Below are 22275 nucleotides of genomic sequence, written 5' to 3'. Positions count from 1 at the left end.
GACATGAAGACCCCTCGAAACTGGCTGGCTTGCGCTCACAAAAATCGTCTGTGACACGCTGCCCTCCTATCTGCTTGGGGTTTCGTCGAAATTCACAACTGTCAGTATGATGCTGTGAGCCGTTGCGGTGACAGTTTTATGAAGGCGGCTGTTGATGATGCCGGAGGGATCAGCCGCCCGTCTGCGCTACACGAAACTGTGATCGCCCGGCATGGAAAAGAAAAACGGCCCCCGAAGGGGCCGTTTCATCCTTGGGAGGATAGTGCGAAGCCTACTCGGCGGCCTGCAGCGCAGGCGCTTCGATTTCTTCGCCCAATTGCCCCGCCATGGCGGCGGCAAACTTGGTCTGGTCGAGCTCGTTTTCCCAGCGGGCGACGACGACCGTGGCAACCGCATTGCCGACGAAGTTGGTTAGCGCACGGCACTCCGACATGAAACGGTCGATGCCGAGGATCAGCGCCATGCCGGCGATCGGAACCGAAGGCACGACTGCGAGCGTGGCGGCAAGCGTGATGAAGCCCGCACCGGTGATGCCGGCAGCGCCCTTGGAGCTCAGCATCGCGACGAGCAGCAGCAGGATCTGGTCACCAAGCGCCAACGGCGTGTCGGTCGCCTGCGCAATGAAGAGTGCTGCCAGCGTCATGTAGATGTTCGTGCCGTCAAGGTTGAAGGAGTAGCCGGTCGGGATGACGAGGCCAACGACGGAGCGCTTGCAGCCCGCGCGTTCCATCTTGTTCATCAGGCCGGGAAGAGCGGCTTCCGAAGACGAGGTGCCGAGAACCAGCAGCAGCTCTTCCTTGATGTAGCGGATCAGCGCCAGGATCGAGAAGCCGTTGTAGCGAGCAACAGCGCCAAGCACCACGAGAACAAACAACAGCGACGTGGCGTAGAAAGTGCCGATCAGGAAGGCCAGGTTGGCAATCGTGCCGATGCCATACTTGCCGATGGTAAATGCCATGGCGCCGAAGGCGCCGATCGGCGCAAATTTCATCAGAAGCGCTACCATCCGGAAGATCGGGGTGGTCAGTGCCTGCAGGAAGTCAACGACCGGACGGCCGCGTTCTCCGGCTGCGCCGAGCGCGATGCCGAAGACGACCGAGAAGAACAGCACCTGGAGAATGTCGCCCTTGGCGAAGGCACCGACGATCGTATCCGGGATGATGTTCATCAAGAAGCCGACGACAGAGGCATCATGCGCCTGAGCCGCATAATTGGTGACAGCCTTCGTATCCAGAGTGGCCGGATTGATATGCATGCCGGCGCCTGGCTGCACGACGTTGGCAACGATGAGGCCGACGATAAGCGCCAACGTTGAGAAGGTCAGGAAGTAGATGAATGCCTTGCCGACGACGCGGCCGAATTTCTTTAGATCGGACATGCCGGCAATGCCGGTCGTAACCGTCAGGAAGATAACGGGCGCAATGACCATGCGCACCAGCTTGATGAAGGCATCGCCGAGCGGCTGCAACGACGTGCCGAGCTGCGGATAGTAATGGCCGAGCAGTATGCCCGCAGCGATGGCGGTGAGAACCTGCACATAGAGATGCCGGTAAAAGGGAACTTTGGCGCGCGTTTCCGCGGCGGCGATGGGAGCAATCATGATGTCCTCCGTTAAGCCCAACCGATCTCTCGGCCCTCCGGGCGACGACTAGAATTCAACAGCCTCCGACTGTTACAACTTCCTCTGCAATGACCGTGCCAGATGAGCGCCTTGATTTTAACACATTGCTTTTGCTTAATTTTAATTTACCGTCCCGAACCAAGATCATTGATCTGTGCGACAATCCGCACAGATCGAATTGCAGCGCGCGCGAAATCATGCACAATACGGGAATGCTGCAGCGCCCGGTCCACGAACGATTTTTGACGCCCGAGCAACTGGGTCGGCGCGCTCGTCGGGTCTGGTTCGTTTTCGCGTTTCTAAGTGCGGCCGTCATTGCGGCCGGTCTTTATGGCGCGAATTTTTATGGCCGCCTCTCGGCAATAGAAATGCTGCAAAGGCAGGGTCACACGGATGCAAACCTCAAAGTCGCTCTCTTGCGAGCCGTCCTCGAACGTCCCCGGGCCTTGCCGCTGCTGCTCGCCGATGATCAGCAGGTACGGGATGCCCTCGCCGACCAGCGCACCGACGACATCGTCTCGCTGGATCGCAAGCTCGAAAGCCTGGTTTCCGGCACCAGTGCATCCGTCCTCTACGTTACCGGCAAGGACGGCGTTGCCATGGCCTCCAGCAACTGGCGGGAGCCTTTGAGCTTCGTCGGCAACGACTATTCCTTCCGTGATTACTTCCGCAAAGCCATGGAAACGGGGACCGCCGAACATTATGCGCTCGGCACGGTTAGCAATCGCCCAGGCCTCTATATTTCCCGCCGCGTCGGCGATGTCGGCTCTGCTCTCGGTGTCGTCGTGGTGAAGATGGAGTTCGATCAGCTGGAGGCCGACTGGAGTGAGACCGGTCGCCCCGCTTACGTGACCGACGAACGCGGCGTCGTGCTCATCACCAGCCTGCCCTCTTGGCGCTTCATGACGACCGCTCCCCTTGCGCGCGAGGAAGCCGCCGCTATTCGCAAAAGCCTGCAGTTCGGCGCGGCGCCGCTTTCGCCCCTTCCGGTCAGCCATCCCGAGAAAGTCGGCCCGGATGCAACCATCGTGCGCGCCATTCTGCCCGGAAGCAGTGCCGCGGAATACTTGCGGCTGACGGTTGCGATTCCATCGACGCCCTGGCAGCTCGGCTATCTGATCCCGACCGATCAGGCGATCGCCTCCTCCGTGCGCGAGACGCGCTTCCTTACCTTGACCGTCCTGCTGCCGATCCTCGCCTTTGCGGCTTTCCTGCTGCGCCGCCGCGATGTCTCCGCCATGCAGATCGCCGTCAGCAGGATCGCGCGTGAAGAGCTGGAACGCCGGGTTCTTGAGCGCACGGAAGACCTGAGCCAGGCCCGCGACCGGCTGGAGGCGGAAATTGCCGACCACCGTGCGACGGAAGCCAAGCTGCAGGGCGTGCAGCAGGATCTCGTACAGGCCAATCGCCTTGCCATTCTTGGCCAGGTCGCCGCCGGCGTCGCCCATGAGATCAATCAACCGGTTGCGACGATTCGCGCCTATGCGGAAAATGCGCATGTTTTTCTCGACCGGCATCAGACGGAGCCGGTGAAGGAAAACCTATCGGCGATCGCAGCATTGACGGAACGTATCGGTACGATCACCGAAGAACTGAAGGCCTTCGCCCGCAAGGGAAGGACCGCCCCGGAGCCGGTCGACCTTAGGAGCGTGATCGAAGGAGCCGTCGTCCTGCTCAGGAGCCGCTTTGCCGGCCGCCTGGATGCGCTCAAGATCGAGTTGCCGCCAACGGGGCTTGGTGTTGTCGGCACGCGCATCCGGCTGGAGCAGGTGTTGATCAACCTCTTTCAGAATGCTCTGGAGGCCCTGGAAGGCCGCAACCAGCCCAAGGTTGAGGTGTCGGTACATGAAACTTCGGGTGAGGTCGAGATCGTGGTTTCGGACAACGGGCCTGGCATTCCAGCGGCGATCCTCGATTCACTGTTTACACCCTTCAATACGTCCAAGGAAAAGGGCCTCGGTCTTGGTCTCGTCATTTCAAAGGATATCGTCGTCGATTATGGCGGTCGGATCGATGTCGAGAGCAATGACAGCGGCACCCGCTTCACCGTCCATTTGCGCAAGGCCACACCATGAGTGAGAGTTCTCCCGTTTTCCTCATCGACGACGACAAGGATCTGTTGAGGGCGACGAAACAGACGCTGGAACTGGCCGGTTTTGCCGTATCCGCCTTCTCTGCCGCAAGTGAAGCACTTCATGGTCTCAATGCCGATTTTGCCGGTGTCGTCGTCTCCGATATCCGCATGCCGCAGATGGATGGGCAGCAGCTCTTCGCCCGCATCAAGGCGCTCGACGCCGATCTGCCGGTCATTCTGGTCACAGGTCATGGCGATATTCCGATGGCGGTGCAGGCGATCCAGGATGGCGCCTATGATTTCATCGCCAAACCCTTCGCCACGGACCGGCTGGTACAGAGCGTGCGCCGCGCGGCCGAGAAACGACGGCTTGTGCTGGAAAACCGGGCATTGCGACAGGCTGCGGAACAGGCGCAGGGCGATCTGCCGCTGATTGGACAGACCCCCGCCATCGAGCGCCTGCGCCATACGCTGCGGCAGATCGCCGATACGGATGTCGACGTGCTGGTGACGGGTGAAACAGGCAGCGGCAAGGAAGTGGTCGCAAGCCTGCTGCATCGCTGGAGCCGCCGCGCCAAGGGCAATTTCGTCGCGCTGAATTGTGGCGCCCTGCCCGAAACCGTGATCGAGAGCGAATTGTTCGGCCATGAGCCGGGTGCTTTCACCGGCGCCCAGAAGAAGCGCGTTGGACGCATCGAACATTCAAGCGCCGGCACCCTGTTTCTCGACGAGATCGAAAGCATGCCGCCGGCGATCCAGGTACAGATGCTGCGCGTGCTGGAAATGCGCGAGGTGACGCCGCTTGGCACCAATGAGGTCCGCCCCGTCGATCTTCGCGTCGTCGCGGCGGCGAAGGTCGATCTCGGCGATCCTCGGCAGCGCGGCGATTTTCGCGAAGATCTCTATTATCGCCTCAACGTGGTCACGCTTTCCATTCCGCCATTGCGTGAGCGGCGCGATGATATTCCCCTGCTCTTCGGCCATTTCGCCGACCGCGCCGCCGGCCGCTTCAAGCGTGAGGTGCCGGCCATATCCACGACGGTGCGCCGCCATCTGCAACAGCACGACTGGCCAGGCAACGTTCGCGAACTCTCGCATTTTGCCGAGCGCTTCGTGCTCGGTCTCGAATCGGCAGCAGCGGCAAAATCCGACGAAGTAGCGACGGCGGACGAAGGCTTGACGCTACCCATCCGGGTCGAGCGTTACGAGGCCGAACTCATCCGCGAAACCCTGTCGCAGAACAATGGCGACGTGCGCCGCACGATCGAAGCACTCGGCATTCCCAGGAAGACCTTCTACGACAAGCTCCAGCGGCACGGCATCGTCAGAGGCGATTTCGCCGGCTTTGACGGGGATGAACGCCGAGGCTCATGATCCGCTGCCGATGAGCGGACCATGCCAGCCGAGGCGGGTTTGCGCGTCGCGCTTCAGGCGCTGCGGCGTATCTCCTTGGCATTGGAGCCGTCTCTTTGCCGCGCCGCCACCTCGGCGGTGCGATCCAGAACCAGCATCGCTTGCGCGATCACCGCCGCCAGCGCTTCACCGCTCTTGGAAGCCGCCACGACCAGCGGTGCGCTCAGGCAAATTCTAAGGGCGCTGGCGGGCACCTCGCCAAAATCGGCGCAGCGAACGGGCTGCCCGAGACGCACCGACGCAACCCCATCGCCCTCGACAGCCAGATCTTTATAGATCGCTGCCATTTCCGCCGCCGTCAGCATCGCGCCATCCGTACAATTTCGCAGGTAGAACGAAAATACGGAGGGGATTTCATCCCAGCGAAGGGCCGATGATGCGCCCCATAGTTCACGCCGGTCCAACGTCCGGCTCTGCAAGGGTTCGAAGGCCGGATCGTTCGCAAGACGATCAGAGACTGCCTCCGCAAAAGCCGACAAGACCTCGATCACGCGATCTTCGGCTATGCCGACGAAGCGTTCGAGCTCGAAGATGGCTGCTTTCCAACGCAGCAGCAGGCCAAGATTGGCGCGTTCCGGCAAAATATCGCAAGCGACCCAGCCTTCGGGCCATTCTGCCTTCCCGCAATAATCCGCCAAGGCGGCAGGCAGAATGCGCGACTTGAAGCGTTCCGACATTTGCGGCGGGCAGAGAAGCGCACCGCTGAAAATCGGCCCGGCAAGGAATTTCGAACCCGTGAGCGCCACCATGAAACCGTGTGCGAGATAGGCACGGATCGTTGCCGCCGACAGACGAAACTGGCAGGCATCGATCATGATATCCAGCATCGTGCCGAATCGCTCCCTGAGACGCATGACAGTCTCAAGGCTGGGCGCCAGAAGGCTGGTCTTCGATACATCCGTTACCACGAGCAGGCATCTGAGGCCGGCTGCGCGGGCGAGCTCGATAAGGCCGCGCAACTCTTCTTCCACGTCGCTGTCGGCGCGAAGAGAGCCATCCTTGTTGCGCACGGCAACGGTGGCGTTACGCGTGGCATCTCCTGGCCGCAATTCCTCGCCCTTGGCGACGGTCTGTGCGCTGCTAACACGGCTCATGAAATGCCGCCCGGCCGACGCAGTCATCACGCCGCTGCCCGTCTCGTTCCCCATCAGCGTGATGGTCATCAGGGCACGCTCGTCCTCGCCCGCCAGCAGCGCGGCCGAAAAAAGATGGATGTCCGTGCCTGATGTGGCCAGGATCGCGTCGATCCGGGGCTCTGACGTCCGGCTCAGGCCAAGCAGACGCAACAGATCCTCGCGCACGCGCCCGATTTCGCGATTGTAGATAGCAGCCGGCGAGCCTGCTTCCATCTCTGGCGCCAGATCCACGTAATAGGATTCGACGGCGGCGAAAGCGGCGGCGGAGATGGTGGATGCCGTCGACGAGCCAAAAGCGAGATCTTCGGGCCGCGGCGCAGGGCCATAGCCATACATGTTGAGCCCGCTGACCGGATCGCAATCCAGCCGTTCATCGCCGCCCGATACCAGATGTTTCAGGAGCGCTTCCCTGACCTCGCCTCGTTGCTGCGACAACGCACCCGCGGTCACATTCTCATCCAGAGTACGGTCGTCAGCAATTTGCTGCATGGAGAAGCATTCCTCTTTCGCCAAAATCGAAACGCTTCGCAGGATCGCGCCGCGTTCTATGCCGAGCGGGGGACCCTCGGCAGTCGAACATTACGCTTCGCAAGGTGGAGCGAAGCTGACTTGCCAAGACCAGCAATGCCCGGTGGCAGGCACAATAAAAAACTCGCGGTCCTGAGGGCCGCGAGCTCATCACTGCAAAAGGGAATTGTTGGATTAGCCGGCAGCTTCCAGTTTATCCTGTGTCTTCGTATCGAAATCGCTCGCGTCATGGCGCTCACGCAGTTGCTCGGACGGATTGCCCGACATGCGGTTGACCATACGACCGCGCTTAACTGCTGGACGTGCGTAAACCTGCTCGGCCCAGCGCTGCACATTCTTGTAATCCTGCACCTGCAGGAATTCAGCCGCGCCGTACTGCCAGCCCTTGGCCAAACCGCCGTACCACGGCCAGATGGCGATATCGGCGATCGTGTAGTCGCTACCGGCGATATATTCGCTTTCAGCCAGACGGCGGTCGAGCACGTCGAGTTGGCGCTTCACCTCCATGGCGAAACGGTCGATCGCATATTCGATCTTCGTCGGCGCATAGGCGTAGAAATGACCGAAACCGCCGCCGAGATAGGGTGCGCTGCCCATCTGCCAGAACAGCCAGGAGATGCATTCGGCACGAGCCGGCTGCTCGGTCGGCAGAAAGGCGCCGAACTTTTCGGCGAGATACATCAAAATTGAGGCCGATTCGAAGACGCGGACCGGCTTCGGGCCGCTGCGATCGAGCAAGGCCGGGATCTTCGAATTCGGGTTGACGTCAACGAAACCACTGCCGAACTGATCGCCTTCGCCGATCTTGATCAGCCAGGCATCATATTCAGCGCCGCTATGGCCGAGCGCCAGCAGCTCTTCGAGCATGATGGTCACTTTCACGCCATTCGGCGTTCCCAGCGAATAAAGCTGGAGGGGATGACGACCGACGGGCAACTCCTTGTCGTGGGTCGGCCCGGCAATCGGACGGTTGATATTGGCGAACTGGCCGCCATTGGCCTTGTTCCAGGTCCAGATTTTCGGCGGCGTGTATTCGGCAGAACCGGTCATGGGCATCCTCCTTTTTCGGGAATCAAATTGGGGGCGATCTTCGATGTAGCGCGCTACATAGGTCGCACATAGTGGCGAGCATTCATTTTTGCGAGAGGAGATTGCGCACTCTTTAATGTGCCGGCGCCCGTTTTGTGCCCATGCAGTTTGCCCCGGGCTGCCGTCACTACGCCAAATTAGGCATCCGGAATCGCGTGAAGGTTCGATGAAACGAAAAAGCCTGCCGCGGGAGGAGGTGCGGCAGGCTTTCTACAAGAACCGAACAGCGGATGGGAGGAGGAGTTCCGCTGTTCCTGCAGCCGTCCCTGGGAGGAGGATAAGGACGTCTGCCAAGCGAAGGGATGCGGGAGGAGATGCATCGCTTCGGTGAGTGGGAAGATACCAGTCTTTTGCTCAGTTCATAGGCATTTCTTTGCAAGGCAGTTATGCGCCATGCGAAAAGCAGAGAGCTGAACTGATGCAATCTTCAGCGAGCGCGGCAAAAATGAACGGCAATATCCACAAAGCAAAAGCGCCTGCTCGGAGGAACAGGCGCTGGCATAATGCAGCTTTATAAGGAGCCGTTGCGGCCGTTAGCGAGCGATCGCTGCGCGGGCAACGTTGCGGATTTCGCCGCGATCGATACCCAGGTCGTGCAGTTCGCGCGTGGACATACGGCCCAGTTCGGCGACCGTCTGACGATACTTGCGCCAGTTGTTGAAAGAGCGTGCTACGTTCATGATGATCCCCTTTCCTTGGGCTTTCGAAGCTGAGCGGCCGTGCTTGGCGCTCCCGTCGCTTCGATGAGAGACATATAGTCGAAGCCCGCAGCTTTTTGCAGAGCTAAGGGATCACTCCACCCATGCACTCATTGCATAGGTCGCCGAAAGAGCGGGCGATCTCCGGTGTCAGAATGGCTTTTATGATTTGATGATGACAGCGCCGCCTTTGTCTGCGAAAAGAAGAGAGATGAGAGACAGGGGCGTCCGCCATCCGGCGGGCTGAGAAGCACCCTTCGAACCTGAACCAGATCATGCTGGCGGAGGGAGTCGCTCGGGACCTCGTAAAGCGCCAGCACGTCGTCCCTACGCGTCTCGCCCGCCCGAAAGGGGCGATATGCAAGACCAAACAACTGCAGGCAATCTGCTTTACACCATGCGGGCCAAACCTCCGCTGGTACAATGCATCACCAATTTCGTCGCCATGAATATCGCGGCCAATGTGATGCTTGCCGCCGGGGCATCGCCGGCAATGGTGCATGCCGAAGAGGAAGCCGGCGAGTTTGCCGCTATCTCCGGCGCGCTGACAATCAATATCGGCACGCTCTCGTCCGGCTGGCTTGCGGGCATGCTGGCGGCTGCGAGGTCGGCAAACAATGCCGGCAAGCCCTGGGTCCTCGATCCCGTCGCCCATTATGCGACTGCGTTTCGTCGCGATGCCATCGCGCGCTTGCTGGAGCTAAAGCCGACTATCATTCGCGGCAACGCATCCGAGATCATCGCGCTCGCCGGCGGCACGAGCCGCGGCCAGGGCGTCGATAGCAGGGATACCGTCGAGCAAGCCGAAGATTCCGCCCGACAGCTTGCTGAAAGGCACGGCTGCATAGTCGCGGTCACCGGCGTTACGGATTTTGTGACGGATGGGCAGAAGGCGAAGCGCATCGCCGGCGGCTCGCCATTGATGCCGCAAGTGACCGCACTCGGATGCTCGCTGACCTGCCTCGTCGGTGCGTTTGCGGCAGCAACTCCAGATGATCCGCTCGATGCGACCATAGCGGCGCTTACCGTCTTTGCCGTCGCTGGCACACAGGCGGGAGCGACGGCGAATGGCCCCGGCTCCTTCTCCTGGCACTTCCTCGATGCCCTCGCCGGCCTTACCCCGGAAGTGCTGGATCGCGACGCAAGGATATCGGCAGCATGAAAGACGTCGATCTCTCGCTCTATCTCGTCCTCGATCCCGTGCTGTGCCGCGACCTCGGCATGGTGGAGACGACGCGGGCGGCGGTGGCCGGTGGCGCCACCATCATCCAGCTTCGCGACAAGGAGGCTTCGACCGCAGCCATGATCGAGACGGGCCGCGCCCTCAAGCAAATCCTGCACGGAACGAATGTCCGGCTGATCGTCAACGACAATGTCGAGGCCGCTATCGCCATCAACGCCGATGGCCTCCATATCGGTCAGGAGGATATGAATGCTGCCAATGCGCGCCGAATGATCGGGCCGGACATGATCCTCGGCCTCTCGGTGGAAACGGAAGCCCTCGCCTCCTCCATAGATGCCGGTATCGTCGATTACGCCGGCATCGGTCCGGTCTTTGCTACGCCCACCAAGCCCGACCACAAGCAGCCGATCGGCTTCGACGGGCTTGCCCGCATCGTCAGGCTTTGCCCGATTCCATCAGTCGCGATCGGCGGCCTCAAGGCAGAACATGCCGCGAGCGTTTACTCGGCCGGCGCCGATGGTCTCGCGGTCGTCTCGGCCATTTGCGGCCAACCGGACCCGCAAGCCGCGACAGCCCTCATCGCGAAAGCCATCAAGGAGGCTCGCCTATGATCCGTAATGTCTTATCCATCGCTGGCTCAGATCCCTCCGGCGGTGCTGGCATCCAGGCCGACCTGAAGGCTTTCTCCGCCCGCGGCGTCTATGGAATGGCAGCTCTGACCGCATTGACCGCGCAAAACACGCAGGGCGTCTCCGGCGTCCATCCCGTGCCTACACATTTCGTGGCGGACCAGATCAATGCGATCTTTGCCGACGTCCGGGTGGATGCCGTCAAGATCGGCATGATCGCCAATGCCGCCATCGCCAATGCCGTCGCAGACATTCTGGTGCGACATCGTGATGTGCCCATCATCCTCGACCCGGTGATGATCGCCAAGGGTGGCGCCGCCCTGCTGGCTGCCGATGCCGTTGACGTGCTGACCACGCGGCTGCTGCCGCTGGCGACGGTCATTACACCGAACCTGCCCGAAGCGGCTGCGCTGTTGCATGACGTGGAGGCGAAAAGCCGCGGAGACATGGCACGTCAAGCACTTGCGCTGGCTGCGCTCGGGCCTTCGGCTGTCCTCGTCAAGGGCGGCCATCTCGATGGTGACGAAAGCCCGGATGTGCTGGCAGGCGCCGGCCGCGTGACCTGGTTCGAAGCCGAGCGGCTGCCGACCAAGAATACGCATGGGACAGGTTGCACGCTCTCCAGCGCCATCGCTGCGGAGATCGCCAAGGGCCTGCCGCTTCCCGAAGCTATCGCGGTCGGCAAAAACTATCTTGCTGCCGCGGTTGCTGCCGCAGGCCAGCTTTCCGTTGGGAGCGGCCACGGACCAGTGCAGCATTTCCATGCACTCTGGCCAAACAAATAAGGAGTAGAGAAATGAGTCTTTCACTCAAGGACCAAGTCGTCATCGTTTCCGGCGCCGGGCGTGGTCTCGGCGCCGCCATAGCGAAGGCCTTTGCCCGGGAAGGCGCGAGAGTGGCGATCAATTATCGCGCAAGCCGCGAGAGCGCAGAAGCGCTTGCAGCGGAGCTCGGCGATCATGCAAAAGCTTTTCAAGCCGATATTCGCGACGTGGAAGCCACCAAGCGGCTTGTTTCCGACGTTGCCAAGCATTTCGGAACGCCGACGACCATCGTGCACAATGCGCTGGCCGATTTCAGCTTCAACGGTGATGCGCGCTCGAAACTGGATGCCTTGGGCTGGGCAGAGATGGCTAAGCAGCTGGAAACCGCCCTGCAGGGCGGCTTGAACCTGATACAGGCGGCGCGACCGGCAATGGCTGAGGCAGGCTTCGGCCGGATCGTCACCATCGGCACCAACCTCTTCCAGAATCCGGTGGTGCCCTATCATGATTATACCGCGGCCAAGGCGGCATTGCTGTCGCTGACCCGCACGGCTGCCGCGGAACTCGGCCCGCTAGGAATCACCGTCAACATGGTCTCTGGCGGCCTCTTGCGTACGACGGATGCGAGCAGCGCCACGCCGGAAGCCGTCTTCGATATCATCGCCGCGAATACACCACTGCGCCGTGTCACGTCGCCGGAAGAGGCGGCCGACGCAGTGCTCTTCTTCGCAAGCCCCTGGGCACGCGCCGTGACCGGGCAAAATCTGATCGTCGACGGCGGTCTCGTCTTCGGATAACGGCTCGAGAACGAAAAAAGGCGCTGCCTTGAAAGGCAGCGCCAATTAAGCCTTTGCAGCCGGTTAGAACCGTCCGCTCACGCCCATCCCATGGTCAGCACGCCGAATATGATGACCGCGCCGAGCACGATGCGGTAGATGACGAAAGGCCAGGTCGAAAAGCGCTCCAGGAAGCGCATCAGTCCCCAGATGGTGATGAAGGACGATATGCTGCCAACAATCAGGCCGATGAGCAGGACCGACCAGGCCTCCATCGGGATGTGAGCTTTGTAGAGTGTGAACAGCTCCTTCAAGCCGGCAAGCGCAATGGCCGGCAAGCCCAACAGGAACGAGAACCGTGCCGCCTCCTCGCGCTTCAGGCCAAGGAACAGCGCACCAGTCAGTGTCGAACCGGAACGCGAGACACCGGGAACAAGCGCACCGACTTGTGTGATGCCGACGAAAAGAGCATCGATCAGCGTCATCTGCTCGATATCTTTCCGATGGCGGCTGTAGAGTTCCGCGATCGCCAGCAACAAGCCCATGACCAGGCAGGCGATACCGATCACCCAGAGGCTGCGGAACGACGTGCCGCAGGCATTCAAGGAGGATGACAGGAGCAGGCCGGCGATCACGATCGGTACCGTCGCAATCACGATGGCGATCGCAAGGCGGACGGCGGGCGAACGCCAATCCCTTTGCCTGATCGCATCAAGAGATCCAAAGGTAACATAGCGAACGTCGCTCCAGAAATAGGAGACAATCGCGGCTAGGGCGGCAAGCTGCATCGTAGCCGAGAAGGCAGAACCGGGGTCCTGCCAGCCGAGCAAGGCCGGCACCAGGCGCATATGGGCGGTGGACGAAACCGGCAGCAGCTCGGTCAATCCCTGCACGACGCCTAGAATTGCGATCTTGGCATAGCCCAGGGCGACAAAGCCCGTGTCCACGCCTTGCGTACAAACATCAGCCACGTTTTGATATCCTCAGTTGTTCATGGGGGCTTTGCACCGGAGTGGTGCGACGAACTAGCTGTGAAACTGGTTCCCAATTTGAAATTGGCAACACCTGGCGAAGGCGTCACCGATTTCGCGTCTGGACAAGGCGAGGATATAGCCGCGGAGCCTGAACTCTATCTGAAATTGCCGGCGCGAATTTCGCAGTTTGGCGTATTTCTAGCCTTCATCATCCGGCAGCGCCTGCATGTAGCGGATCATGGTGTAGAAGCCGGCCAGGAGGACCAGGGCGCCTGCCGCATGATGCAGATTGTGCAGCATCGTGTGATGATGCCTGAGCAGAAGGCAGCTCAGATTGTAAACGGTTATGGCGACGGCTGTCATGATGGCGGCCAGGAAAAACGCCGTGTTTCGCTGAAAGAAATGGATCATCACGCACACCTCATTTGTGTGCCAATAGATTCCATAAGGATTGGGGAGGAATTACGACAAAGGCACTGCGCCGCGGCGCCATCTCAGGGCGAGCCCCGACAGGTTCATTTCGTATAGAGCGCACGCGATCTTTCCAGATGCTTGAGCATCGCCTGCTCGGCGCCATCGGCATCGTTTTCAGCCAGGCGCGCAAGAATTTCCTCATGTTCGACCAGCGTGAATTTTTCCTTGCCGGTCCAGATCAGCATATCGGTGTGATAGGCTTTCAGCCATGCGAGCATCGCTTCGCTGACGGCGCCGAAGATCGGATTGCCGGAAATCTGAGCAATGCGCGTGTGGAACTGCATATCGGCAGAAATGAAATCCTCCGCATGGCCAAGGGATGCGCGCTGCCGCTCGATGATCTCGTGAAGATCGGCAACATCCTTCTTGCTCGCGCGCTGAGCCGCCTCTCGCGCCATGCCGCGCTCGAAGAAGATGCGCGCGCTCTTCAGCTGCTCAAGCGAGTCGGAGGATTGCGACAACATGATCTTCGCAGTCAGGTCGACCTGCCGGAAGATCGACTTTGCCGTCAACTGAAGCACCTTGGCACGTTCACCGTGGGAAATGTTGACCAGCCCCATATTGGCAAGCGCCTGCATGGCTTCGCGGATCGCCGGACGCCCGACACCGAAACGCTCCATAAGAACGCGCTCGGACGGCATCTCATCCCCGGGCTTGAGCTCTCCCGACGTAATCAACCGTTCCAGTCGGTCGAATACTTCATCGGATAGCTTTCGACGTACAATTTGTTCGACTGGCTGGCTCATGGAATCCCGCTTTCCCAAAGCTTTTCCTCCCTTATGCATTTTTGACCGCGATGGCGGAAGCCCATACGAAACGCCTTATCGGCAACCGGGCAAAAAAATCGTTGCAGAAGTTGGAATACTCATTATACCAGATCACCAGTTTGCGCCACGCGAAAAATCGTCGGCGAGAGGAGCATTCATCCACTCATGACCATCACCATCACCTACCGTATCGAAACGCCCGGCAGCATCGAGGCGATGGCTCGCAAGATCGCCAGCGATCAGTCGACCGGCACCTTCGTCGCCGTGCCGGGCGAGACGGAAGAGCTCAAGGCGCGTGTGGCGGCGCGGGTCACCGCGATCCGCCCCCTTGCCGACACCGAACGCCCGACCTGGCCGGAAGCGGCGGAGGGCCATGGTCCGATCTATCGCGCCGATGTCGACATTGCCTTTCCACTGGATGCGATCGGTACCGATCTTGCGGCGCTGATGACGATCGCGATCGGCGGCGTCTTCTCGATCAAGGGCATGACCGGCATTCGCATCGTCGACATGAAGCTGCCAACCGCCTTTCGCGACGCGCATCCCGGCCCACAATTCGGCGTTTCCGGCAGCATGCGCCTGACCGGCGTCAGCGGCCGTCCGATCATCGGCACCATCGTCAAGCCCGCGCTCGGCCTTCGACCGAAGGAAACGGCGGCACTCGTCGGTGAATTGATCAGCTCTGGCGTCGATTTCATCAAGGATGACGAGAAGCTGATGAGCCCCGCCTATTCGCCGCTCAAAGAGCGCGTCGAAGCCATCATGCCGCTGATCCTCGATCACGAGCAGAAGACCGGCAAGAAGGTGATGTACGCCTTCGGCATTTCGCATGCCGATCCCGACGAGATGATGCGCAACCACGATCTGGTGCTGAAGGCCGGCGGCAATTGCGCCGTCGTCAACATCAATTCCATCGGCTTCGGCGGCATGAGCTTCCTGCGCAAGCGTTCAGGACTCGTCCTGCATGCGCATCGCAATGGCTGGGATATCCTGACCCGTCATCCCGGCGCCGGCATGGATTTCAAAGTCTACCAACAGTTCTGGCGCCTGCTAGGGGTTGACCAGTTCCAGATCAACGGCATCAGGGTCAAATATTGGGAGCCTGACGACAGCTTCGTCGAATCCTTCAAGGCTATCAGCACGCCGCTCTTCGACCCATCCGACTGTCCGCTTCCCGTTGCCGGTTCCGGCCAATGGGGCGGCCAGGCGCCGGAAACCTATCAGCGCACCGGCCGGACGACGGACCTCCTCTATCTCTGCGGCGGCGGCATCGTCAGCCATCCCTTCGGACCGGCGGCGGGCGTTCGCGCCATCCAGCAGGCCTGGCAGGCGGCGGTTTCGGACATTCCGCTTGAACAATATGCCAAGGACCATCCCGAGCTTGCTGCCTCGATCGCAAAATTCAGTGACGGCAAGGACGCCTGACAGCGATGTCCAATCTTCTTCTCAGCTATTACGGCGATGATTTTACCGGCTCCACCGATGTCATGGAGGCGCTTGCCTCGAACGGCGTGCCGACGGCTCTCTTCCTCGGCATTCCGAGCGAGGTCATGCTCGAACGGTTCAAGCATTGCCGCGCCATCGGCATTGCCGGCACCAGCCGCAGCGAAACGCCGCAATGGATGGACGAGCATCTGACGCCCGTCTTCGAATGGCTGAAGAGCCTCGACGCCACGATGTGCCATTACAAGGTCTGCTCGACCTTCGATTCCAGCGCCAAGATCGGCAACATCGGCAAGGCGATCGAGATCGGCAAGGCTCTCTTTGAGCAATCCGTCGTGCCGGTCGTGGTCGGGGCGCCGCAGCTCAAGCGTTACACTGCCTTTGGCCATCTCTTCGCCGCGTATCAAGGCGAAGTCTTTCGCATCGACAGACACCCAGTCATGAGCCGCCACCCCGTCACACCAATGGATGAGGCCGATCTGGCCGCGCATCTGAGCAGGCAGACGTCCCTCCCCGTCCGCCTCGCCGACCTCGTCATCGTCCGGGCAGCCGATGCCGACGCTCGGATCGATGCGCTGACGGGGGGCAAGGACGGTATCCTGCTGCTTGACGTCGACAGCCCGGAAACTCAGACCGCCGCCGGCCACCAGCTATGGCGTCTTGCAAGCAAGGGCAACGCTTTTGTCGCAGGCTCATCCGGTGTCGAGTATGCCCTTCTCAAGGCGTGGCGCAATGAGAGCCTGATCGGAGAAAGGCCGGAGTTCGCTCTTCCGGGCAAGGTGGATCGCCTGGCGGTCGTTTCCGGCAGCGTGTCGCCGACGACGGAGCGACAAATCCGCCGCGCCACGGCTGAAGGTTTTGACGGCATCGATCTCAATCCCTTGGCGCTTGTCGGAGAAAATGCCGAGCAGGCGCTGGACACAGCGGTCGCTGCGGGTGTGGCCAGCCTCCAGGCCGGACGCAGCGTCATCTTTCACACAGCACTCGGCCCTTCCGCCGACCGCGGCGGCGATATCGACCGCATTCCCGGCGCACGCCATCGCCTCGGCCAAGCCCTCGGTACAATCCTGCGGCGGCTGATCGAACATGAAAAGCTTAGTCGCGCCGTCATTGCCGGCGGCGACACGTCGAGCCACGCTCTGAAGGAACTGCGGGTCGAGGCACTAACGACCCTGTTGCCATTGCCACAGACGCCAGGTTCGCCGCTTTGCACGGCCCACGGCAGCTACGCGCCCACCAATGGCCTGCAGATTGCACTGAAGGGCGGACAGGTCGGCACCGACGGCTACTTCGCCCAGATCCGCGACGGAAGAGGATCATAGCTGCGCCATTCTTCGGCAATCCGTTGGCATACTCATTGACTCATTATACCACTTGCGATACCACACTCTGAAAGTGAACGAGGTACTACCATGACAGCAATTGCTCTTTTCGGCGCCGGCGGCAAAATGGGCTACCGGCTCGCCAAGAACCTGAAAGGCTCGCGCTTCGATGTGCGCCATGTCGAGGTCAGCGACGCCGGCAAGGCTCGCCTGAAGAATGATCTTTCCGTCGATTGCGTACCTGCCGATGCCGCGCTCGATGGCGCAGACGTGGTTATCCTTGCCGTGCCGGACACCGCGATCGGCAAGGTTGCCGCCGGCATCGTCGACAAGCTGAAGCCGGGCACGATGGTCGTCGCTCTCGACGCCGCCGCACCCTTTGCAGGCCATCTGCCGCAGCGCGAAGACCTCACCTATTTCGTCACCCATCCCTGCCATCCGCCAATCTTCAACGACGAGACCGACATGCAGGCCAAGAAGGACCATTTCGGTGGCCTCTTTGCCAAGCAGCATATCGTTTCGGCGCTGATGCAGGGTCCGGAAAGTGCCTATGCTCTCGGCGAGGAAATCGCCAAGGTCATCTGGGCCCCCGTCATGCGCTCGCACCGCGTCACCGTCGAGCAGATGGCGATGCTGGAGCCGGGTCTTTCCGAAACCGTTTGCGCCTCGCTGCTCGTCATCATGCGCCAGGCCATGGATGAATGCGTTACCCGCGGCGTTCCGGCAGAAGCCGCCCGCGACTTCCTGCTCGGCCACATGAACGTGCTCGGCGCCGTCATCTTCAAGGAAGTCGACGGTGTGTTCTCCGATGCCTGCAACAAGGCAATCGAATTCGGCATCCCTGCCCTGATGCGCGACGACTGGAAGAAGGTCTTCGAGCCGCAGGAGATCGCAGAAAGCATCCGTCGCATCACCTGATCGACGTCCCGGGGAGGGCGTCGCCCTCCCCTTGCTGCCCTGCCGGGAACAGGGCTGTTTCATAACTGGGAGGAGACCATGAAACTGACACGCAGACTGACACTTGCAGCCTTCACCGGCGCACTGGCGCTGGGCACGGCAATGCCGGCCTTCGCGGCCGATCTGATCGCCATCATCACACCGGCCTTCGATAATCCATTCTTCAAGGCAGAGGCCGTCGGCGCCGAAGCCAAGGCAAAAGAGCTGGGTTACGAGACGCTTGTCATGACGCATGACGACGATGCCAACAAGCAATCGGAAGTCATCGACACGGCGATTGGACGCGGCGCCAAGGCCATCATCCTCGACAATGCCGGCGCAGATGCGACGGTCGCTGCCTTGAAGAAGGCCAAGGATGCAGGCATCCCCTCCTTCCTCATCGACCGTGAAATCAACGTCACCGGCATCGCCGTCGCCCAGATCGTTTCCAATAATTATCAGGGCGCGCAGCTCGGTGCGCAGGAATTCGTCAAGCTGATGGGCGAGAAAGGCAATTATGCCGAACTCGTCGGCCGGGAAGCCGACACCAATGCCGGCATCCGCTCGCAGGGCTATCACGACGTCATCGACGACTATCCGGACCTGAAGCTGGTCGCCAAGCAGTCGGCAAACTGGAGCCAGACCGAAGCCTACGCCAAGATGGAAACCATCCTTCAGGCAAATCCTGACATCAAGGGCGTAATTTCGGGCAACGACACCATGGCGATGGGCGCGATCGCCGCCCTGCAGGCCGCCGGCCGCAAGGATGTGATCGTCGTCGGCTTCGACGGTTCCAACGATGTGCGCGACTCCATCAAGGCCGGCGGCATCAAGGCGACGGTCATGCAGCCAGCCTATGCCCAGGCGCAGAAGGCGGTCGAACAGGCCGATGCTTACATCAAGAACAAGACGGCGCCGAAGGATGAGAAGCAATTGATGGATTGCGTCCTCATCAATGCCGACAACGCCGACAAACTTGAGACCTTCGCACTGAAGAACTGATGGCGGACCACTAGAGCCGGATGATTTAAGGTCTGTTCGACCTAAAATCTGAATCCGCTCTAGCATCAAAGAAGTAGAGCGTGATGTCGTCCGAAAACCGCCTACACTTTTCGGCATCACGCTCCGAGCTGGAGGGCGCGGAAGAACCGCGCTCTCCCGATGTCTTTCCTGCGAGATCGAGGTGCATTGCATGTTGAGGACCAGAGGCGCGCTCGTGGCCCTTGTTTTGGCCGCGGCATTGCCCGGCTGCAAGATTATCAAGACACCGACGCCCGAGGAAAAGGCGGCGGAGGCGGCAAAGAGCGCCTTCGACCCTGCAACCAAGGTCGACGCGATCTGGCAGTCCCAGGTACTGCCCGCCATTGATAAACGCGCGGGCGATATCAAGACGGTGTTGCAGGCCATAGCCGCAAATCCGGACGAAGCCGGCGCCAAATATGGAAATCCGCGAAAACAGGCCTCATCGCCCTGGACTTATGCCGTCAAGCTGAACGGCAAGATCGTCGCAGCCGACACCGCCTCGCGCGCCGGAACCCTCGATGTCGATGTGGATGGCGACGGCAAGGCGGACGCGAAGGTGCAGATTGGCCCGGCAATCCGTGGCACGGCGCTGCGCGACGCGCTGGACTTCCTGGATTTCAACGAATTCAGGAACCAGATCGAATGGGCTCAGTTCGGCAAGGCCTTCAATGAGAAGGCAAACTCATCCTTTCTGGCCGCCCTGCCCCGGGATGGGCTGACCGGAAAGACGATCACGGTGACCGGCGCGTTTCCGCTGCCCGCATCCGGCCAGCTTCCCCTGATCACCCCTTCGGCCTTGACCCTGGGGCAATGACCATGAGCGAAACGCCAAGCAACGACATCATCCTGCGCCTGGAGGACGTTTCCAAGGTCTATTCCGGCATCGTCGCCGTCAAGCACGCCAACCTGGAGCTGCATCGCGGCGCGGTCAATGTGCTCGTCGGCGAAAACGGCGCCGGCAAGTCTACCCTGATGAAGATCATCGCCGGCGTCGAACGGCCGACCTCGGGCCGCATCCTGCTCGAGGGTGAGGAAGTCTCCTTCAGCAGCCCGGCCGACGCGCAGGCTCGCGGGATCGGCATGATCTTCCAGGAGCTCAATCTCTTCGCCAACATGACGGTGGCCGAGAACATCTTTGCCACGCGCGAAATCACCCGCGGCATCTTCGGTATCGATCACAAGGCGCAAATCGCAAGGGCCAACGAGTTTCTCGACCGGCTCGATGCCGGCATAGGCGCCGAGACCATGGTGGAGGACCTGCCGATCGGGCAGCAGCAGCTTGTCGAGATCGCCAAGGCCATCTCGCTTAATGCCCGTATCCTGATCATGGACGAGCCGACATCGGCGCTATCTGCGGCGGAAGTCGACATTCTGTTCAAGGTCATCGCAGAACTGAAGGCTCAGGGCGTTGCGATCGTCTATATTTCGCACCGGCTGGAAGAGCTGATGCGGATCGGCGATTACATCACCGTGCTGCGCGACGGGCAGATCACCGGCCAGGCCATGGTTCGCGATATCGACACGAAATGGATCGTCCGCTCGATGATCGGATCCGACGCGAAGGACTTCGCCAAGGACGGCGGCCATGCGATCGGCAAGGAAGCTTTCCGTGCCGAGGAGATTAGCCTGCCGCGACGCACGGGCGGCCTTGCCGTCGACCATGTCTCGCTGTCGGTGCGTGCCGGCGAAATCCTCGGCATCTACGGCCTGATGGGTGCCGGACGCAGCGAATTCTTCGAATGCGTGATGGGCCGGCACATGCATTCGACCGGACGGATCTACATCGATGGCGTGGAAGTGCGCGCACGCGATACCACCAGACGGATCCGGCAGGGTCTTGCACTGATCCCGGAGGACCGTCAGCGCGAGGGATTGGTGCAGGTCCTGTCCATCGCCAGCAATTTGACGCTTGCGAGCCTCGGCCGTTTCGCCCGGCTGTTTTTCCATATCGATCCTGGTGCCGAAAAGAACGCCATTCGCGACATGATCCGCGATCTTTCGATCAAGGCGCCCAATCCTGATTTCGAGGTCACCTCCATGTCAGGCGGCAACCAGCAGAAAGTCGTTATCGGCAAGGCTCTGATGACCGACCCGAAGGTGCTTTTGATGGACGAGCCGAGCCGCGGTATCGATGTCGGCGCCAAGGCGGATGTCTTCCGCACCATGCGCAAGCTCGCCGGCAAGGGCCTGGCAATCTTGTTTTCAACCTCCGACCTTGAAGAGGTCATGGCACTTTCAGACCGCATCGCTGTGCTCAGCAACGGCAAACTCGTGGCCGTTCTCGACAGAAGCGAAGCGACGGAAGAAGCCATCATCGCGGCATCCGCCAAGGGACACGGACATACAGGGAAACTCGCGTCATGACCGCAGATACGTCCTCTACCTTTGCGACCAATCGCTCGAACGGTTCCGTTCTCCTGACGCTGATGAAGCTCAGGACCTTCATCGCGCTGTTTGCCGTCGTCATCTTCTTTGCGATCTTCGCACCGAACTTTACTTCGACCGCCAACATCATCCTGATGTCGAAGCATGTCGCGCTTAACGCCTTCCTCGCCATGGGCATGACCTTCGTGATCGTAACCGGCGGCATTGACCTTTCGGTCGGCTCGATCGTCGGCCTGTGCGGCATGGTGGCGGGCGCCCTCATCCTGAACGGCGTTGAACTGCCGATCGGATATACCGTCTACTTCAACATCTACGAGATCATTCTCATCACGCTCGCCGTCGGGCTATCGATCGGGCTCATCAACGGGCTACTCATTACCAAGCTCAACGTTGCGCCCTTCATCGCCACGCTCGGAACGCTCTATATCGCCCGCGGCCTCGCGCTCCTGTCTTCCGACGGCCAGACCTTCCCGAACCTCGTGGGACGGCCGGAATACGATACGACCGGCTTCGACGTCTTCGGTGCCGGCCGCATGCTTGGTCTGCCCGTTTCCATCTGGATCCTGATCGTGCTGGCGCTGCTCGCCGCCTATGTCGCCCGTTCGACGCCGATCGGCCGGCACATCTTCGCCGTCGGCGGCAATGAGCGCGCCGCGCGCATGTCCGGCATCCGTGTCGATGTGGTCAAGATCTTCGTCTACATGTTCTCAGGGCTCTGCGCTGCCATCGTCGGCATCGTCATATCGTCGGAGCTGATGGCGGCGCATCCGGCAACCGGCGAAAGCTTCGAGCTGAACGCTATCGCGGCAGCCGTGCTCGGCGGCACCTCCATGTCGGGCGGCCGCGGCACTATAGGCGGCACGATCATCGGCGCCTTCGTCATCGGCATCCTTTCGGACGGCCTTGTGATGATGGGCGTCTCATCCTTCTGGCAGATGGTGATCAAGGGATGTGTCATCATCATCGCTGTCGTTGTGGATCAGGCGCAACGGCGCCTCCAGCAGCGCGTAACTCTCATGCAAATGGCAAAGGCAGGCTGA

General features: G+C 60.7%; 20 protein-coding genes and 1 riboswitch. Of the genes, 14 read left to right on the top strand and 6 right to left on the bottom strand.

What is annotated here, in order from left to right:
• Positions 1 to 271: 271 nt before the first annotated feature.
• Positions 272 to 1600, bottom strand: coding sequence for a dicarboxylate/amino acid:cation symporter (locus tag ABOK31_RS26560; protein WP_174173013.1), 1329 nt, complete (start codon positions 1598 to 1600; stop codon positions 272 to 274).
• A 218-nt stretch (positions 1601 to 1818) separates the two neighbouring features.
• On the opposite strand from ABOK31_RS26560, the gene ABOK31_RS26555 reads away from it, so the two are divergent.
• Positions 1819 to 3696: a sensor histidine kinase gene (locus tag ABOK31_RS26555; protein WP_349959755.1), complete on the top strand. Its 1878-nt coding sequence runs from the start codon at positions 1819 to 1821 to the stop codon at positions 3694 to 3696.
• Positions 3693 to 5069 carry a sigma-54 dependent transcriptional regulator gene (locus tag ABOK31_RS26550; protein WP_349959753.1) on the top strand — a complete coding sequence of 459 codons (1377 nt, stop codon included), beginning with the start codon at positions 3693 to 3695 and terminating at the stop codon, positions 5067 to 5069. The genes ABOK31_RS26555 and ABOK31_RS26550 overlap by 4 nt, the downstream gene beginning before the upstream one ends.
• 53 nt (positions 5070 to 5122) lie before the next feature.
• On the opposite strand, the gene ABOK31_RS26545 is transcribed toward ABOK31_RS26550, so the two are convergent.
• The 3 genes from ABOK31_RS26545 to ABOK31_RS26535 all read right to left on the bottom strand — a co-directional run bounded on the left by ABOK31_RS26545 (position 5123) and on the right by ABOK31_RS26535 (position 8541).
• Positions 5123 to 6733 carry a hypothetical protein gene (locus ABOK31_RS26545; RefSeq protein WP_174173016.1) on the bottom strand — a complete coding sequence of 537 codons (1611 nt, stop codon included), beginning with the start codon at positions 6731 to 6733 and terminating at the stop codon, positions 5123 to 5125.
• Between the two features lie 213 nt (positions 6734 to 6946).
• Positions 6947 to 7822 carry a glutathione-dependent disulfide-bond oxidoreductase gene (gene yghU / locus ABOK31_RS26540; RefSeq protein ID WP_349959750.1) on the bottom strand — a complete coding sequence of 292 codons (876 nt, stop codon included), beginning with the start codon at positions 7820 to 7822 and terminating at the stop codon, positions 6947 to 6949.
• A gap of 572 nt (positions 7823 to 8394) precedes the next feature.
• Positions 8395 to 8541: a DUF1127 domain-containing protein gene (locus tag ABOK31_RS26535; protein ID WP_015342994.1), complete on the bottom strand. Its 147-nt coding sequence runs from the start codon at positions 8539 to 8541 to the stop codon at positions 8395 to 8397.
• A gap of 228 nt (positions 8542 to 8769) precedes the next feature.
• Positions 8770 to 8866: riboswitch (TPP riboswitch) on the top strand.
• 51 nt (positions 8867 to 8917) lie between these two features.
• Here ABOK31_RS26535 and thiM point away from each other — a divergent pair.
• Genes thiM through ABOK31_RS26515 form a run of 4 tightly spaced genes read left to right on the top strand, consistent with a single transcriptional unit; the run spans position 8918 to position 11932 of the window.
• The gene (gene thiM, locus ABOK31_RS26530) at positions 8918 to 9721 is read left to right on the top strand and encodes a hydroxyethylthiazole kinase (RefSeq protein WP_349959747.1); all 804 of its coding nucleotides are present in this window, start codon (positions 8918 to 8920) and stop codon (positions 9719 to 9721) included.
• Complete coding sequence (gene thiE, locus ABOK31_RS26525; RefSeq protein WP_349959745.1) at positions 9718 to 10353, top strand: thiamine phosphate synthase; 636 nt, start codon at positions 9718 to 9720, stop codon at positions 10351 to 10353. Before thiM ends, thiE begins: the two co-directional genes overlap by 4 nt.
• The gene (gene thiD, locus ABOK31_RS26520) at positions 10350 to 11156 is read left to right on the top strand and encodes a bifunctional hydroxymethylpyrimidine kinase/phosphomethylpyrimidine kinase (protein ID WP_349959743.1); all 807 of its coding nucleotides are present in this window, start codon (positions 10350 to 10352) and stop codon (positions 11154 to 11156) included. The genes thiE and thiD overlap by 4 nt, the downstream gene beginning before the upstream one ends.
• 11 nt (positions 11157 to 11167) lie before the next feature.
• A complete protein-coding gene (locus tag ABOK31_RS26515) occupies positions 11168 to 11932 on the top strand; it encodes a 3-oxoacyl-ACP reductase (RefSeq protein ID WP_349959741.1) in 765 nt (254 codons plus the stop codon).
• A 77-nt stretch (positions 11933 to 12009) separates the two neighbouring features.
• Here the strand turns inward: ABOK31_RS26515 and ABOK31_RS26510 are convergent, their stop codons facing one another.
• The gene (locus tag ABOK31_RS26510) at positions 12010 to 12882 is read right to left on the bottom strand and encodes an undecaprenyl-diphosphate phosphatase (protein ID WP_349959739.1); all 873 of its coding nucleotides are present in this window, start codon (positions 12880 to 12882) and stop codon (positions 12010 to 12012) included.
• Positions 12883 to 12942: 60 nt separating this feature from the next.
• Here ABOK31_RS26510 and ABOK31_RS26505 point away from each other — a divergent pair, with 60 nt between their 5' ends.
• Positions 12943 to 13413: a hypothetical protein gene (locus ABOK31_RS26505; protein ID WP_174173023.1), complete on the top strand. Its 471-nt coding sequence runs from the start codon at positions 12943 to 12945 to the stop codon at positions 13411 to 13413.
• Here the strand turns inward: ABOK31_RS26505 and ABOK31_RS26500 are convergent.
• Positions 13401 to 14105 carry a transcriptional regulator NanR gene (locus ABOK31_RS26500; protein ID WP_075854214.1) on the bottom strand — a complete coding sequence of 235 codons (705 nt, stop codon included), beginning with the start codon at positions 14103 to 14105 and terminating at the stop codon, positions 13401 to 13403. The genes ABOK31_RS26505 and ABOK31_RS26500 overlap by 13 nt on opposite strands.
• Positions 14106 to 14291: 186 nt before the next feature.
• Here ABOK31_RS26500 and oiaX point away from each other — a divergent pair, with 186 nt between their 5' ends.
• The 7 genes from oiaX (at position 14292) to ABOK31_RS26465 (ending at position 22275) form a co-directional block, all read left to right on the top strand.
• On the top strand, positions 14292 to 15551 hold the full coding sequence (oiaX, locus tag ABOK31_RS26495) for a 3-oxo-isoapionate-4-phosphate decarboxylase OiaX (RefSeq protein WP_349959737.1): 1260 nt from the start codon (positions 14292 to 14294) through the stop codon (positions 15549 to 15551).
• 5 nt (positions 15552 to 15556) lie between these two features.
• Positions 15557 to 16891, top strand: a complete 1335-nt coding sequence (locus ABOK31_RS26490) for a four-carbon acid sugar kinase family protein (RefSeq protein WP_349959735.1) — start codon at positions 15557 to 15559, stop codon at positions 16889 to 16891.
• A gap of 90 nt (positions 16892 to 16981) precedes the next feature.
• Positions 16982 to 17809 carry a phosphogluconate dehydrogenase C-terminal domain-containing protein gene (locus ABOK31_RS26485; protein ID WP_349959734.1) on the top strand — a complete coding sequence of 276 codons (828 nt, stop codon included), beginning with the start codon at positions 16982 to 16984 and terminating at the stop codon, positions 17807 to 17809.
• A gap of 78 nt (positions 17810 to 17887) precedes the next feature.
• A complete protein-coding gene (locus ABOK31_RS26480; protein ID WP_174173027.1) occupies positions 17888 to 18829 on the top strand; it encodes a D-ribose ABC transporter substrate-binding protein in 942 nt (313 codons plus the stop codon).
• Between the two features lie 190 nt (positions 18830 to 19019).
• Positions 19020 to 19664, top strand: coding sequence for a DUF2291 domain-containing protein (locus ABOK31_RS26475; protein ID WP_075854209.1), 645 nt, complete (start codon positions 19020 to 19022; stop codon positions 19662 to 19664).
• Positions 19661 to 21214, top strand: coding sequence for a sugar ABC transporter ATP-binding protein (locus ABOK31_RS26470; protein WP_349959731.1), 1554 nt, complete (start codon positions 19661 to 19663; stop codon positions 21212 to 21214). Before ABOK31_RS26475 ends, ABOK31_RS26470 begins: the two co-directional genes overlap by 4 nt.
• Entirely contained in the window at positions 21211 to 22275 is a 1065-nt protein-coding gene (locus ABOK31_RS26465; protein ID WP_075854207.1) for an ABC transporter permease, read from the top strand. The genes ABOK31_RS26470 and ABOK31_RS26465 overlap by 4 nt, the downstream gene beginning before the upstream one ends.

Source organism: Rhizobium sp. ZPR4 (assembly GCF_040215725.1).
Taxonomy (GTDB): Bacteria; Pseudomonadota; Alphaproteobacteria; order Rhizobiales; family Rhizobiaceae; genus Rhizobium; species Rhizobium rhizogenes_D.
Note: the sequence above shows the minus strand (reverse complement) of the source record. Positions and strands in the feature narration are given on the sequence as shown.